The 15,551-nt window shown below is 44.7% G+C and carries 8 protein-coding genes, 11 tRNA genes and 3 rRNA genes; all 22 read left to right on the top strand.

The window, feature by feature from the left end; all coding sequences use genetic code 11:
- Positions 1-14: 14 nt before the first annotated feature.
- The 22 genes from RBB56_RS05405 (at position 15) to RBB56_RS05300 (ending at position 15,395) form a co-directional block, all read left to right on the top strand.
- Positions 15-100 (top strand) — tRNA-Ser (locus tag RBB56_RS05405).
- 72 nt (positions 101-172) lie between these two features.
- Positions 173-262: transfer RNA gene (locus tag RBB56_RS05400), tRNA-Ser, on the top strand.
- 397 nt (positions 263-659) lie between these two features.
- Positions 660-2,191, top strand: a 16S ribosomal RNA gene (locus RBB56_RS05395).
- 103 nt (positions 2,192-2,294) lie between these two features.
- A 5S ribosomal RNA gene (gene rrf, locus RBB56_RS05390) occupies positions 2,295-2,412 on the top strand.
- Positions 2,413-2,422: 10 nt separating this feature from the next.
- A tRNA-Ile gene (locus tag RBB56_RS05385) sits at positions 2,423-2,496 on the top strand.
- Positions 2,497-2,589: 93 nt separating this feature from the next.
- A tRNA-Ala gene (locus RBB56_RS05380) sits at positions 2,590-2,662 on the top strand.
- Positions 2,663-3,082: 420 nt separating this feature from the next.
- Positions 3,083-6,002 (top strand): 23S ribosomal RNA (locus tag RBB56_RS05375).
- Together the 16S, 23S and 5S rRNA genes with 11 tRNA genes alongside form the textbook arrangement of a ribosomal RNA operon.
- Before the next feature lie 167 nt (positions 6,003-6,169).
- A tRNA-Asn gene (locus RBB56_RS05370) sits at positions 6,170-6,241 on the top strand.
- Between the two features lie 32 nt (positions 6,242-6,273).
- Positions 6,274-6,345, top strand: a tRNA-Glu gene (locus RBB56_RS05365).
- 48 nt (positions 6,346-6,393) lie between these two features.
- A tRNA-Thr gene (locus tag RBB56_RS05360) sits at positions 6,394-6,466 on the top strand.
- 25 nt (positions 6,467-6,491) lie between these two features.
- Positions 6,492-6,565 (top strand) — tRNA-Ile (locus RBB56_RS05355).
- A 31-nt stretch (positions 6,566-6,596) separates the two neighbouring features.
- Positions 6,597-6,670: transfer RNA gene (locus RBB56_RS05350), tRNA-Asp, on the top strand.
- A 25-nt stretch (positions 6,671-6,695) separates the two neighbouring features.
- Positions 6,696-6,768 (top strand) — tRNA-Val (locus RBB56_RS05345).
- A 12-nt stretch (positions 6,769-6,780) separates the two neighbouring features.
- A tRNA-Leu gene (locus RBB56_RS05340) sits at positions 6,781-6,864 on the top strand.
- 125 nt (positions 6,865-6,989) lie between these two features.
- Entirely contained in the window at positions 6,990-7,481 is a 492-nt protein-coding gene (locus RBB56_RS05335; protein WP_306721354.1) for a nucleotidyltransferase domain-containing protein, read from the top strand.
- A gap of 100 nt (positions 7,482-7,581) precedes the next feature.
- Complete coding sequence (locus tag RBB56_RS05330) at positions 7,582-8,097, top strand: GNAT family N-acetyltransferase (RefSeq protein ID WP_306721353.1); 516 nt, start codon at positions 7,582-7,584, stop codon at positions 8,095-8,097.
- Between the two features lie 954 nt (positions 8,098-9,051).
- Positions 9,052-10,332 carry a group II intron reverse transcriptase/maturase gene (ltrA, locus tag RBB56_RS05325; protein WP_306722097.1) on the top strand — a complete coding sequence of 427 codons (1,281 nt, stop codon included), beginning with the start codon at positions 9,052-9,054 and terminating at the stop codon, positions 10,330-10,332.
- Positions 10,333-10,569: 237 nt separating this feature from the next.
- The gene (locus RBB56_RS05320) at positions 10,570-11,649 is read left to right on the top strand and encodes a glutathione S-transferase C-terminal domain-containing protein (protein WP_306721352.1); all 1,080 of its coding nucleotides are present in this window, start codon (positions 10,570-10,572) and stop codon (positions 11,647-11,649) included.
- A gap of 21 nt (positions 11,650-11,670) precedes the next feature.
- The gene (cysK, locus tag RBB56_RS05315) at positions 11,671-12,639 is read left to right on the top strand and encodes a cysteine synthase A (protein WP_306721351.1); all 969 of its coding nucleotides are present in this window, start codon (positions 11,671-11,673) and stop codon (positions 12,637-12,639) included.
- Positions 12,593-13,663: an ABC transporter substrate-binding protein gene (locus RBB56_RS05310; RefSeq protein ID WP_306721350.1), complete on the top strand. Its 1,071-nt coding sequence runs from the start codon at positions 12,593-12,595 to the stop codon at positions 13,661-13,663. The genes cysK and RBB56_RS05310 overlap by 47 nt, the downstream gene beginning before the upstream one ends.
- Before the next feature lie 59 nt (positions 13,664-13,722).
- Entirely contained in the window at positions 13,723-14,517 is a 795-nt protein-coding gene (locus tag RBB56_RS05305; RefSeq protein WP_306721349.1) for an ABC transporter ATP-binding protein, read from the top strand.
- Positions 14,514-15,395, top strand: a complete 882-nt coding sequence (locus RBB56_RS05300) for an ABC transporter permease (RefSeq protein WP_306721348.1) — start codon at positions 14,514-14,516, stop codon at positions 15,393-15,395. Before RBB56_RS05305 ends, RBB56_RS05300 begins: the two co-directional genes overlap by 4 nt.
- Positions 15,396-15,551 lie beyond the last annotated feature (156 nt).

Below are 15,551 nucleotides of genomic sequence, written 5' to 3'. Positions count from 1 at the left end.
TGGCGCACGAACATGGAGAGGTATCGAAGTGGTCATAACGAGGCGGTCTTGAAAACCGTTTGTCCGCAAGGGCGCGTGGGTTCGAATCCCACCCTCTCCGCTGGAGATACCTTCTCCGCTGAACCTGTTGTAATGAACAGCATAACATCATGAAGGACAACAGTTTTGATTTGGAGAAGTACCCAAGTTGGCTGAAGGGACACCCCTGGAAAGGGTGCAGGTCGTTAATAGCGGCGCGAGGGTTCAAATCCCTCCTTCTCCGTACCGCAGTAAGCGGGAAGCAATTTTCCAAATTGCATAAGAAACACAGAACCTTGACAAGTAAACAGTAATGCAACCCTGAAAATTCTAAAACGGGCCTCTGCTTTTGCAGAAAGGGCCCAAAGAGAAAATTCAGAAGAACAACCTAAAAAACAGTAAAAGAATCGCACAAAAGCACCGCAAGGAGCAGATGTGAGATTACGGGAAAAAATTAGCAAGGATTTAAAGCCAAAGTTGATTTTGGACCGGGCAAACATGTGACATGCATGGGAGCAAATGCCAATTCGTAAGCGAAGCTTACTTCATTGAATTTACTCCTCAAATCATTTCATGGCATACCGAGTGCTGATGCGAGCATCAGACATGGCCTACCAGAAATGGCATGCATCGACGAATCTCAACATGAGAGTTTGATCCTGGCTCAGGATGAACGCTGGCGGCGTGCCTAACACATGCAAGTCGAACGGAGTTATATAACGGAAGTTTTCGGATGGAAGATATATAACTTAGTGGCGGACGGGTGAGTAACGCGTGGGCAACCTGCCCTGTACCGGGGGATAACACTTAGAAATAGGTGCTAATACCGCATAAGCGCACAGCTTCGCATGAAGCAGTGTGAAAAACTCCGGTGGTACAGGATGGACCCGCGTCTGATTAGCTAGTTGGTGGGGTAGAGGCCCACCAAGGCGACGATCAGTAGCCGGCCTGAGAGGGTGACCGGCCACATTGGGACTGAGACACGGCCCAAACTCCTACGGGAGGCAGCAGTGGGGAATATTGCACAATGGGCAAGACACTGATGCAGCGACGCCGCGTGAGTGAAGAAGTATTTCGGTACGTAAAGCTCTATCAGCAGGGAAGAAAATGACGGTACCTGACTAAGAAGCCCCGGCTAACTACGTGCCAGCAGCCGCGGTAATACGTAGGGGGCAAGCGTTATCCGGATTTACTGGGTGTAAAGGGAGCGTAGACGGCAGGGCAAGTCTGGAGTGAAAGCCCGGGGCTCAACCCCGGGACTGCTTTGGAAACTGCCTGGCTAGAGTGCAGGAGAGGTAAGAGGAATTCCTAGTGTAGCGGTGAAATGCGTAGATATTAGGAGGAACACCAGTGGCGAAGGCGTCTTACTGGACTGTAACTGACGTTGAGGCTCGAAAGCGTGGGGAGCAAACAGGATTAGATACCCTGGTAGTCCACGCCGTAAACGATGATTACTAGGTGTCGGGAACTTATAAGCCTTCGGTGCCGCAGCAAACGCAATAAGTAATCCACCTGGGGAGTACGTTCGCAAGAATGAAACTCAAAGGAATTGACGGGGACCCGCACAAGCGGTGGAGCATGTGGTTTAATTCGAAGCAACGCGAAGAACCTTACCAAGTCTTGACATCCCAATGACAGCATATGTAATGTATGTTCCCTTCGGGGCATTGGAGACAGGTGGTGCATGGTTGTCGTCAGCTCGTGTCGTGAGATGTTGGGTTAAGTCCCGCAACGAGCGCAACCCTTATCTTTAGTAGCCAGCAGTAAGATGGGAACTCTAGAGAGACTGCCGGGGATAACCCGGAGGAAGGTGGGGATGACGTCAAATCATCATGCCCCTTATGATTTGGGCTACACACGTGCTACAATGGCGTGAACAGAGGGAAGCGAAGGGGTGACCTGGAGCAAATCCCAAAAAACACGTCTCAGTTCGGATTGTAGTCTGCAACTCGACTACATGAAGCTGGAATCGCTAGTAATCGCGAATCAGAATGTCGCGGTGAATACGTTCCCGGGTCTTGTACACACCGCCCGTCACACCATGGGAGTCGGAAATGCCCGAAGTCTGTGACCTAACCCGTAAGGGGAGGAGCAGCCGAAGGCAGGTCTGATAACTGGGGTGAAGTCGTAACAAGGTAGCCGTATCGGAAGGTGCGGCTGGATCACCTCCTTTCTAAGGAAGAAGAAGTAGGGGTTGCATTACTGTTTAGCTGTTGAGGAAGAGTGGGAAAGCACTAAGAATCGAAGCGAATGAGTAGAGAATACTCAGAAACATATCTGGTGGCGATGCGCTTAGGGGAGACACCCGTTCTCATCCCGAACACGAAGGTTAAGACTTAAGCGGCCGATGGTACTATGCTGGAGACGGCATGGGAGAGCAGGTGGCTGCCAGATCTAAAAAAAAGGGCTTATAGCTCAGCCGGTTAGAGCGCACGCCTGATAAGCGTGAGGTCGGTGGTTCGAGTCCACTTAAGCCCAGTGAAGAAAAGAAAAAATAAAGATAAATCATGAGTGCATGATAGGAAAGTCTTTCTCATGATACTCATAGGGGATTACCCAAGAACCGGAAACGGGGGCATAGCTCAGTTGGGAGAGCACCTGCCTTGCAAGCAGGGGGTCGAGAGTTCGAATCTCTCTGTCTCCATTACCGGAAGGACTATTTATGATAGGAGTTCCGGGACAGGACGCAGCACTAAAGTCTGTCTGAAAAGATAAAAGGAAGTGCCAAAGACCTGCAAGACCGTACCTTGAAAACCGAATACCAAAAAACAATCAAGTATCAAAGACATCCGAGGTCCATCGTGATGCAAGTCATGATGGCCGAACAAATGAGTTTTAAACTCAAATAGATTTACCTTCTGATGAAAGAGTAAAGAACACTCTCCGTCAGAAGAGCTGAAATGATAGATCGGTCTACGGACCGGTGTATGAGGACAGCGGACCAGCCGAGGACATCACGCTAGATGTCCGGTGATAAAAGAGTAAAGAACACTCTCAAAGAGTAAAGAACACTCTCAAAGAGTAAAGAACACTCTCAAAGAGTAAAGAACACTCTTATCATTAAGGTTAAGCAAGAAAGAGCACAGGGAGGATGCCTTGGCACTGAGAGCCGAAGAAAGACGTGATAAGCTGCGAAAAGCTGCGGGGAGGAGCAAATATCCTACGATCCGCAGATATCTGAATGGGGAAACCCACATAAGAAGACCTTATGTATCCTTACGTAAATACATAGCGTAAGGAAGGGAACCCGGTGAACTGAAACATCTAAGTAGCCGGAGGAGAAGAAAACAACCGTGATTTCCGAAGTAGCGGCGAGCGAACCGGAAAGAGCCCAAACCGGAGTGCGTGCACTCCGGGGTTCGGACTGCATAGTCTGATTCGAAGAAGGGAGCAGAATGGTCCTGGAAAGACCAGCCAGAGAGGGTGAAAGCCCCGTAAGCGAACCCGGAAGCGACAGCGCAGGATCCAGAGTACCACGAGACACGAGAAACCTTGTGGGAATGAGCGGGGACCACCCCGTAAGGCTAAATACTCCTCAGTGACCGATAGTGTATAGTACTGTGAAGGAAAGGTGAAAAGGACCCCGGGAGGGGAGTGAAAGAGAACCTGAAACCCTGTGTTTACAAGCTGTGGGACCACGTTAAGGTGGGACCGCGTACTTTTTGTAGAACGGTCCGGCGAGTTGCGGATACTGGCAAGGTTAAGCACTTAAGGTGTGGAGCCGAAGGGAAACCGAGTCTTAACAGGGCGCCAAACGTCAACTTAGTTGACGCCATAGTCAGTATGTGCAGACCCGAAACCGGGTGATCTATCCATGTCCAGGTTGAAGTTGCCGTAAAAGGCAATGGAGGACCGAACCCACATCCGTTGAAAAGGGTGGGGATGAGGTGTGGATAGGGGAGAAATTCCAATCGAACCCGGAGATAGCTGGTTCTCCTCGAAATAGCTTTAGGGCTAGCCTCGTATGAATCTGGCGGAGGTAGAGCACTGAATACCCTAGGGGGCGTCAAAGCTTACCGAAGGTTATCAAACTCCGAATGCCGTACAGATGTTATACGGGAGTCAGACTGCACGAGATAAGTTGGGCAGTCAAAAGGGAAAGAGCCCAGACCTACAGCTAAGGTCCCAAAGTGTGTGTTAAGTGGAAAAGGATGTGGGATTTCAAAGACAACTAGGATGTTGGCTCAGAAGCAGCCATCCATTCAAAGAGTGCGTAATAGCTCACTAGTCGAGAGGTCCTGCGCCGAAAATGTCCGGGGCTGAAACACACCACCGAAGCTTAGGAAGCATGCGTAAGGCATGCTTGGTAGAGGAGCATTGCTGAAGCGAAGAAGCGGTACCGTGAGGAGCCGTGGAGTTTCAGGAAGAGAGAATGCCGGAATGAGTAGCGAGAAAGAGGTGAGAATCCTCTTGGCCGAATATCCAAGGATTCCAGGGTAAAGCTGATCTGCCCTGGGTAAGTCGGGGCCTAAGGCGAGGCAGAAATGCGTAGTCGATGGATAACAGGTGGAAATTCCTGTACTGCAGGATGACAGAACTGTAGGGACGCATGTGGAAAGCATGGGCCGGAAAAGGAAAAGCCGGTGCAAGCGAAGTAGGAGATAAGGAGGCAAATCCCTTATCGATCCAAAGGCGTGATGCGGAGCGAAATGAAGTAGCGAAGCATGCGGGCCATGTGCCAAGAAAAGCTGCTATTGTTCGTCCTGTACCCGTACCGTAAACCGACACAGGTGGATGAGGAGAGAATCCTAAGGCCGGCGGGAGAAGCATTGTTAAGGAACTCGGCAAAATGACCCCGTAACTTCGGGAGAAGGGGTGCCCCAGAGATGGGGCCGCAGAGAATAGGCTCAAGCAACTGTTTAGCAAAAACACAGGTCTATGCAAAACCGGAAGGTGAAGTATATGGTGTCACCCCTGACCGGTGCTGGAAGGTTAACAAGAAAGGTCAACTAACGTGAAGCCTTGAATTTGAGCCCCAGTAAACGGCGGCCGTAACTATAACGGTCCTAAGGTAGCGAAATTCCTTGTCGGGTAAGTTCCGACCCGCACGAAAGGCGTAATGATTTGAGCGCTGTCTCAACAATGCACCCGGTGAAATTGAAGTACCAGTGAAGATGCTGGTTACCTGCGCCAGGACGGAAAGACCCCATGGAGCTTTACTCCAGCTTGATACTGGGATTCGATGCTGTATGTACAGGATAGGTGGGAGGCAAAGAAGTAGAGACGCCAGTCTCTATGGAGCCGCTGTTGGGATACCACCCTTACCGTATTGGATTTCTAACCGAGAGCCATGAAACTGGTTCCGGGACAATGTCTGGCGGGGAGTTTGACTGGGGCGGTCGCCTCCGAAAGGGTATCGGAGGCGCTCAAAGGTTCCCTCAGAATGGTCGGAAACCATTCGCAGAGTGCAAAGGCATAAGGGAGCTTGACTGTGACACCGACGGGTGGAGCAGGTAGGAAACTAGGACTTAGTGATCCGGTGGTATAACGTGGGATTGCCATCGCTCAACGGATAAAAGCTACCCTGGGGATAACAGGCTTATCACTCCCAAGAGTTCACATCGACGGAGTGGTTTGGCACCTCGATGTCGGCTCATCGCATCCTGGGCTTCGTAGAAGGTCCCAAGGGTTGGGCTGTTCGCCCATTAAAGCGGTACGCGAGCTGGGTTCAGAACGTCGTGAGACAGTTCGGTCCCTATCCGGCGCAGGCGTAGGATATTTAAGAGGAGCTGTCCTTAGTACGAGAGGACCGGGATGGACGGACCGCTGGTGTATCTGTTAGGTACCAGACCTATGGCAGAGTAGCCAAGTCCGGCAGGGATAAACGCTGAAGGCATCTAAGCGTGAAGCCCCCCTCAAGATGAGATATCCCCATGAATTAATCATGGTAAGACCCCTTGTAGAGCACGAGGTAGATAGGCTTAAGGTGGAAGCGTAGCAATACGTGCAGCTGATAAGTACTAATCGGTCGAGGGCTTATCCTTATAGGCTGGGATAAAGAGTGGAGAACACTCTTACAAAAGAAGAAAAAACGGATGAAAAGATATGAGAGAGTGAAAGGACCGGAAGATGGCAGCATAAGAAGGTCTGTAGGTATTCGGTTTTGAGGGTATGGACCCTAAAAAGAGTGGGAGACCACTCAGTAACAGATTCCTCGATAGCTCAATGGTAGAGCACGCGGCTGTTAACCGCGGGGTTGTAGGTTCGAGCCCTACTCGGGGAGTGCGAGTGTAAAAATACTCAGGAAAAAGAGAAGGCTCCGTGGTCAAGCGGTCAAGACACCGCCCTTTCACGGCGGTAACACGGGTTCGATTCCCGTCGGAGTCACTCGTGTTATTTGAATAATAGCACTATTAAGTCGTTCGTTCGCAATTCGCCGATGTGGCTCAATTGGCAGAGCAGCTGATTTGTAATCAGCAGGTTATCGGTTCGAGTCCGATCATCGGCTGTTATAGTCCCTAATTAGGGAATGCGGACCTTTAGCTCAGTTGGTTAGAGCAACCGGCTCATAACCGGTCGGTCCTGGGTTCGAGTCCCCGAAGGTCCATTTATACGTACTTAATATTATTAGATTAGTTGGCCCGGTGGCTCAGTTGGTTAGAGCGCCGCCCTGTCACGGCGGAGGTCGTGGGTTCGAGTCCCATCCGGGTCGTTTAGTTCAAAATTATATTGTTTATGGGATCTTAGCTCAGCTGGGAGAGCATCTGCCTTACAAGCAGAGGGTCATAGGTTCGAGCCCTATAGGTCCCATTAAGTTTTTTTGCTGGTGTGGCGGAATAGGCAGACGCAAAGGACTTAAAATCCTTCGGGAGCAATCCCGTGCCGGTTCAAGTCCGGCCACCAGCACTAAGAGTTATCAGGCTGAAAAAGTACAATTTTGTATCTTTTTCAGCCTGATTGTTTGTGTTATATTTAGTAGAGTTAGTTGATGTAACAAACACATAAAAGCCAATTTATAATAAGGAGATTTTATGGCAAAAAAGGAAATCACCAACAAGGAAAATTTAATGGAAGTTTTGAATTTTCTGGATGGCTTAAAAATAGAATATTGGATAGATGGAGGCTGGGGAATAGATATTTTACTTGGGAAGCAAAACAGAGTGCACAGAGATATTGATGTGGATTTTGATGGAAAGTTCACAGATATTTTATTAGATGCTTTAAACGTAAAAGGCTATACAATTATAACTGACTGGCGTCCGTCACGTATTGAACTGTATCATCCGGAATTGGGATATATAGATATACACCCTTTAATAATCAGTGAAGATGGAAGTGCAAAACAAGCCGGATTAAATGATGATTGGTATGATTTTAAAGCAGAATGGTTTTCGAGCGCTTTATTTGAAGAGCGAATTATCCCGTGTATTTCTGCAGAAGCTCAGAAATTATTTCATAGTGGATATGAGCTTAGGGAAGTTGATAAAATTGACCTTAAAAACCTTGCATCTATTTTGACATAATGATACAAAAATCCCTTTGGACGAAGCACACTTTTGTTCTACAGCTAAGTATGTTATTATAGATTCATAGTATATCGTGGATATTCGGAGGTGAATTGATATGGATTTGAGATTGGCTGATATTAACGATTTGCCGAAACTCAAAGAGATGTATGGGAAGATAATTGATGATATGAACAGAAATGACATATCAATTTGGGACGAAATTTATCCGTGCACGTTTTTTAGTGATGATATTGAGAATAACCGCCTTTATTTATTGGTAGAGGAACATGACAATATCGTTGCGGCGTTTGCGTTATGTGAATCACATACAGGAGAGCGTTATGTGAAATGGGAAAATACCCATGGAAAGGCGTTATATTTTGACCGCTTTGGAGTTAATGTTGATTATGCAAGACGTGGAATCGGAAGTGCGGTGCTTAAGCATGCTATTGCACTTACTAAGCAGAAGGATGCCAAATATTTAAGACTTTTTGTTGTAGATATAAATAAACCGGCTATAAATGTATATATAAAAAATGGATTTAAGAAGGTAGACGGAATATATGAAGAAAGAATCGATGATGACCTTATATTGCGTGAATATGGATTTGAAATAGAAATATTAAGGTAGTATGAGTGCATATTTATCGCTAAAGTATGAGCAATATGGTACAATTCTGAAGATTTTTTTATTTTTATAAGAGTGAGAGGCATTGTTTTCTTCTAAAAGAAGGCGATGTCTTTTTCTATGCAATAAAATATAATATAGAAAAAAAGTGTTATAGAAAAAAACTATAATTTCTTATACGAAATACCTATTAGCCGATAACCGGATAGTTGTTGACTTTATTGTGAAAGAGTAATATAATTCAAAACATATTAAACCAGTAGGAATAGTATACAATATGGAGAGGGAAAAAGTCTATGAAGAATTTAATGAGAGAAATAGAAAATATGAATGGGGTATGTTGCTGCTGTAAATCTGCCTGTATGAATACAGTTTATTTTTCATATGCATTGTGCCCTGAAACTATCCGTAAGTAAGAGAAGTGGTGAGCGTTCAGTAGGTGTCATGCATATGGCACCTATTTTTTAGTTTGCGCGCCATGGGCGCGCTCTAACGGGTGCAAGTCCCCGAACATGCCCAGGTAGTGGGAAATGTATAGCTGAACAGCAAGGGTGTCCGCCGTGAGGTGGAATCTGAAGGAAGCTGAAGGCAAACCTCTGGTCCGACGGACAGAAATCGCATATAAGGCTAGGCTTCGAGAGATAAGTTGGCTAAAAGCAACAAAGTCTAATTACTACCACATTTGTAGAAGCAGAGTAAATGCGGCGGATATATGGAGGGAAAGAGCGTGCATCTTAAGCGTGGAGGTCTCACAGCGGTTTCATTCGCCGAGTAACAACGAACTGTGAGAAGTCAGCCGATCCCATAGTAGCGAAGAAGTTTCTGTAATGGGAATGGAGTGAAGGGGTGAACAATCAATCAGTTGAAGTAGGTCTCGTATTGCAGAAATGACAACATCTGCCGTAACCAATCGGGAAAAGGATGGCCAAATTTAGCGGGACGGAAAGGAAACAACGCATGGACACAAGTAGTCTAATGGAGCAGATATTAAGTAAAGAGAATCTCAATACCGCATATCTGCAAGTCGTACGAAATAAAGGTGCAGAGGGAGTGGACGATATGAAGTACACAGAACTGGGAGAACATCTTGAAAAGAACGGCGAAATTATCAAGGAACAGCTGAGGGAAAGAAAATATAAACCTCTGCCTGTACGCAGAGTGGAGATACCAAAGCCAGACGGTGGTGTCAGAAACCTAGGAGTACCAACAGTAACAGACCGATTTGTACAACAAGCGATAGCACAGGTATTAACACCAATCTACGAGGAGCAGTTTCATGAGCATAGTTATGGATTCAGACCAAACAGATATGCACAGCAAGCAATCATAACGGCATTGGATATGATGAATGACGGAAATGATTGGATAGTTGACGTTGACTTAGAAAAGTTCTTTGACACAGTAAACCATGATAAGCTGATGACACTAATAGGAAGAACTATCAAAGATGGAGATGTTATCTCTATTATCCGAAAATTCCTGGTTAGCGGAATTATAGTAGATGATGAATATAAGGAATCAGTGATAGGAACACCACAAGGAGGGAATCTTTCACCACTTCTTGCAAACATCATGTTGAACGAACTAGATAAGGAAATGGAACAAAGAGGTCTAAGCTTTGTCCGATACGCAGACGACTGTATTATTATGGTGGGAAGTGAAATGTCGGCAAAACGAGTGATGAGAAACCTAACACGTTTTATCGAAGAAAAACTAGGGTTGAAAGTAAACATAACCAAAAGCAAAGTGGATAAACCACAAGGGCTAAAATATCTTGGTTTTGGCTTTTACTTCGACAGATACTCGCATCAGTACAAGGCAAAACCACACATCAAGTCAGTTATGAAATTCAAGAAACGAATGAAAGAATTGACTTGCCGTAGTTGGGGAGTAAGTAACAGCTACAAAATTGAAAAGTTAAATCAACTTATCAGAGGCTGGATAAACTACTTTAAAATTGGAAGTATGAAAGAGTTATGCCGAGCTACAGACAAAAGAATTAGATTTAGAATTCGTATGTGCATATGGAAACATTGGAAAACCGCGCAAAACAGGGCAGAAAACTTGGTGAAACTAGGAATGAACAAGGAGGATGCATTTGCAATAGCATACAGTGGAGCAAGAATTGCACATGTATGTAGTGGTGCATTAAACTTTGTCATTACAAACAAGAGATTAGCCGCATTTGGACTAATCTCCATGTTAGATTACTACACCGAAAGGTACGTTAATTGTTAAGTTGATTGAACCGCCGTGTACCGAACGGTACGCACGGTGGTGTGAGAGGTCGGGAAATGTATTTAAATTTCCCTCCTACTCGATTTCTAAAGGAAACACCTTGTAACATTAAAGTATAAAATTGTTAATCCTATAGAATAAAAGCACTCCGTGTAGGATGCGCAGCTACACGCGGAATAGAATAAAGGCCCTTTGGAGAAACGATGTTCTAAAATAAAATAATAGGAGAAAAAGATTATGTCATATTGCGAAATAGGAAAGAGAACAGAAAAGGAAGGTACAGTCCTTTATACGGATGAGCAGGCGGAGCGCTTTGCAGTGGAAAGAGGGGCGAAGCCAAGGCCCAAGGAAATAAAGAACGAAATAGATGAAAGAGGTGCCTTTGTAAGGCAGCCAAACCATTTCACAGCGGCTTTCGGGGAGGAAGAAGGGCAACTAAAGGCAGAGAGCGGAAGATACCATTTGCTTTGGGCAAAAGGCTGCCATTGGTCCAACAGAGCATCTATTGTGAGGGAACTGCTTGGATTAGAGGATGCTATAAGTGTAAATATTGTGGATTCCACAGGTGAGAGCAATATTTACGGATGGGGTTTTCCGGACGATGAAAATTTTGAAGATCCGGTATTAGGAATTAAATTTTTAAGCGAGGCATACTACAATGCAGATTCGGGATATGAAGGAAGATGCACAGTTCCTGCTTTGGTGGATGTGACTACAAAGAAGGTGGTAAACAATGATTACCACAGGCTGACAAATTATTTGGAAGTCGCATTTAAGCCGTTTCAAAGTAAGGATGCACCGGATATATATCCATCGGAGCTTCGCAAAGAAATCGATGAGTTTAACGATTGGTTGTTCCCCAATATTAATAACGCACATTATCGCATGGCTTTCTGCCAATCCTTGACAGCATATCAGGAAGCCTATGAAGATTTCTTTCGTGCAATGGATGAATTGGAGGAGCGATTGTCCAGGAATAGATTTTTATTTGGGGATTATGTGACGGATAGCGATATCCGGTTCTTTGTAACATTAGCAAGATGGGATACTCATTATTACAGAAACCTCGGTCCTCAGCAAAAGCGTGTAGTGGATTACGAAAATATTTGGGCATATGCGAGGGATTTATATGAGATTCCAGCGTTTAGAAATAATACATATTTCAGGGATTTTTCAAAGGGAAGAGGGAATAAGGAGAATCTTTTTGCAGACTTCAATACTCGTTTTGTAGACCAGATTCCATATGAAGAGTATTGGTCACAGCCTCAAAGCAGAAAGGAATTGAGCGCTACACCGAATGAGAAGTTTTACAGGTAACGGAAGGGTGTGATTGTGCATATGGGAAAAGTATATGACAATATTTTGGAACTAGTGGGGAATACGCCTTTGGTAGCTTTCCATAATATCGAGAAAGAATGCGAGACCTATGGAAGAATTATTGGAAAATTGGAATTTCTTAACCCCGGATTCAGTGTGAAATCGCGGATTGCAAAAAATATGATTGAGCATGCGGAGAAAGAAGGGAAGCTGAGGCCCGGAGCTACTATTTTGGAAGGAACAAGCGGGAACACAGGAATTGGGCTCGCCATGGCTGCAGCGGCAAAGGGATATAAAGCGATCATCGCTATGCCTGAAAATATGAGTAAAGAAAGAATTACTATTTTAAAGTCATATGGTGCAGAGGTTGAATTGACTAAGGCTGAACTGAATATGGCAGGAGCAGGGGAACGGATAAAGGAGATTGCGGAAAGGATACCGGATGTATTTATACCGGGACAGGGAAGTAATCCTGATAATCCCGGAGCCCATGAAAAGACAACAGGTCCCGAGATTTGGGAAGATACGGATGGAAAGGTGGATATCTTCGTTGCTTCCTCCGGTACAGGAGGTACAATTTCGGGAACCGGAAGATATCTCAGAAGTAGAAATCCAAAAATTGAAGTCATCGCTGTAGAACCTGCCGGAAGTCCGGTCCTGTCAGGAGGCGAACCAGGGCCTCACAAGATTCAGGGAATCGGCGGCGGGGCAACCCCACCTGTGACGGATGAGAGCTTATTTGATGAGATTATCACGGTTACAGATGAGGATGCCTATGCATTTGCAAGACTAAGCGCAAGAAAAGAAGGAATATCCATAGGAATTTCTGCCGGAGCTGCCCTATATGCTGCGGTAAAAGTAGCAAAAAGGCCGGAGAATAAAGGTAAGACTATCGTAACGATCATTCCGGATTCAGGAGAGAGATATCTCTCATCCGATTTATATGAAGAAGGGGAAGAAAGAGGAGAAGAAGACTATGAAGAAATCTAAGAGAATATGGGCATCGGCACTTGTATTATCGTTAGGATTATTGTTTGCAGGCTGCGGAAAAGATTCCGGTGAAGAGAGTGCAGGAAGCCTGAAGTTCGGTATTACCCCGGGAACCATAAGAACTGCCGTAGTACTGCTGGCCGACCATCTTGGTTATTATGAGGAGGAAAGCGTGGATTTTGAATTTGTTGAAATCCAGGATGCTACAGCGGCGCTCACCTCCATCAGCACGGATAAGGGAGAAGTGGACATCTGGGGAACGGGTATTGTTCCTGACTTAAACTTTATCGCTAACGGTTCCGATCTTGTAATCTTTGAAGGGACGGCGGCAGAAGGCGGTGCCATTATCTCTTTACCGGAAAATGTGGAAATATATAAGGACATTACGAACTATGAAGGAATCACCATCGCAACAGTTCGCGCGGATACCGCATGGGTGGTTTCCAGAGGGTATCTGGTAAAACAGGGAATCGATGTGGATTCTATTCAGGTAATAGAAGTGGACAGTCAAATCAATGTTGCGGAAGCGGTAAAAAAAGGCGAAGCAGATTTAGGATTTCTTCCGGTAGAATTTGCAAATAAATATGAAGATTCCGTAGAGATTGTATATGAAGTAGGAGAATTAGAACCCCTCTATGTATGCTGCCGCCAGGTGACATCCAGAACTACACTCAACAATAAGAGAGAGGAGTTGATCGCATTTACAAGGGCCAATATTAGAGCTCTGGAGTATTACCAAGATGAAGCTAATCGGGATGAAATTGTGAGCTTTCTAGCTTCTTATTCCAATCAAACGGAAGAATATGTAAGGCAATACCTGTTTGAAAACAGAACAATTATGACTCTGGACCCCAACAAACAGGGAATTATTGATTATTATAATTCTCTTGTGGGCAGTGGATACTTTACCGGTGATATCGATGTGGCTGAGCATGTGGATACAAGTATTTATGAGGAGGCTTTAAAACAGCTTGCCGATAAGAATCCGGACAATACATTTTATTCTTCCTTGGCCCGCAATTAAGAAAGTCGGATCGGGATATTATATTTAATTTATGACATTCACAGAGAGGTTGGAATGCAATGGATAAAATCAGACTTGAAAATTTAACACTGATATATGAGGATGAAAAAGGAGGATTTGCACCATTTGAAAAGGTGAATCTCTCTGTGAAAGAAGGGGAGTTCGTCTGCATGATAGGTCCTTCCGGTTGCGGCAAGAGTTCTCTCTTAAGTGTAATAGAGGGCCTCAATAAGGCTAGCAGCGGGGCCGTATACATTGATGAGAAGAAAATAGAGGGTCCAGGAACGGAGAGAGGAGTAGTATTTCAACACTATTCTTTATTCCCATGGATGGATGCCACCCATAATATAACATTTGCCATGAAGCAGAGCAAATATAAGGGAACACGTAAGGAAATGCTGGAGAGAGCAGAATATTATCTGGATAAGGTCGGGCTCGGCGATGCCAAAAAGAAATATCCTTCACAGCTCTCAGGAGGAATGCAGCAAAGGGTCGCTATTGCCAGGCTGATGGCCTCAAATGCGGATATATTTCTTATGGATGAACCCTTTGGCGCAGTCGATCCGAAAAACAGGAGTGCCTTACAGGAGATGATTAGCAGACTTTCCAAAGAAGAGAAAAAAACGGTACTTTTTGTGACTCATGATATTGAAGAGGCAATCCTTCTTTCGGACCGTATTCTGTTTTTAGGAGACAAGGACATTCAGGCGGACATCGAAGTGGAATTGGAAAGGCCCAGAACAAAAGAGAAACTAATAGGGAGCCAGGAGTTTGTACAGCTCCATAAACAGTTAATGAATCTGTTTTATAAAAGTATGGCTGAAAAAATCGGAATGGAGAAGATAATGATATGATAATTTCTAGCCTCCTGTTTCTGGCATTGTTGGGATTGGTTCTATTTCTGCCAAGTACGGCAGGTACTGAGGTACCCGTATCCTTTGTAACAGCCATACTGCTTATGGAATGTATTTACCTTTTTACCCTATGGAGAACGAAAAAGAAAAGTGTTTCAGATATCATAAAGGTCGTATACGCAGTTTTGATACTTTGGGAAATTGTGGCGAAATTGGGATATACCCATCCGGTATTGCTGCCTTCACCGGAGAAGGTATTTCATATTTTTTATCTGAACTGGATGGATTTGATTGCCGGACTTAGCAGTTCTATGATTATATTATTGCAAGGAATCGCTTATGCGATGATATTGGGGATTTTTGGAGGGCTTTTTGTTGGATATGTACCTAGATTGAGAGATACGCTTCTTCCCATCACAAGAGTGATAAGCAGTATTCCGCCCTTAGTGTACACACCATATGTTGTGGCGCTTATGCCATCCTTTCGTCATGCATCTATTTTTATTATCTTTTCGGCTGTGTTCTGGCCTAATTTCATGAGTATGATTGCCAAAGCGGGAAGTGTAGATCCAAAGATAATCGATTCTGCGAGAGCCATGGAAGTATCTTTGCCGACAATGCTTTTTAAAATTATTCTTCCCTATTCTCTGCCGGATGTAATCGGAAGGTTATCCATTTCGTTGACATCGGCAATGCTCTGTCTGACCGGAGCAGAAATGCTGGGAGCGAGTGCCGGACTCGGCTACTTTGTGAAAAAGTATTCTGACTATGCGGATTATACAAGAGTTATTGCAGGAATCATATGGATTGCTATTGTAGTCACCATACTGAATACATTGGTTATGCAATTGCAGAAAAGAGTTATAAAGTGGAAATAAATAAAAAGTATTATAAATTGTAGAAATTAGTAAAATAAAAAACTAAAAAAGGCTATTGTTTCATGACTTATTTTTCATTTTGAAGCAATAGTCTCATTTTATTTGAAAAAAATATAAAGTGTCCTTACTGATATTTACTTCTATAAATGAAAGTAG

It is taken from the genome of Kineothrix sp. MB12-C1 (genome assembly GCF_030863805.1).
In the GTDB taxonomy this organism is placed as follows: Bacteria; Bacillota; Clostridia; order Lachnospirales; family Lachnospiraceae; genus Kineothrix.
This window is presented reverse-complemented; position numbering and strand designations above follow the sequence as displayed.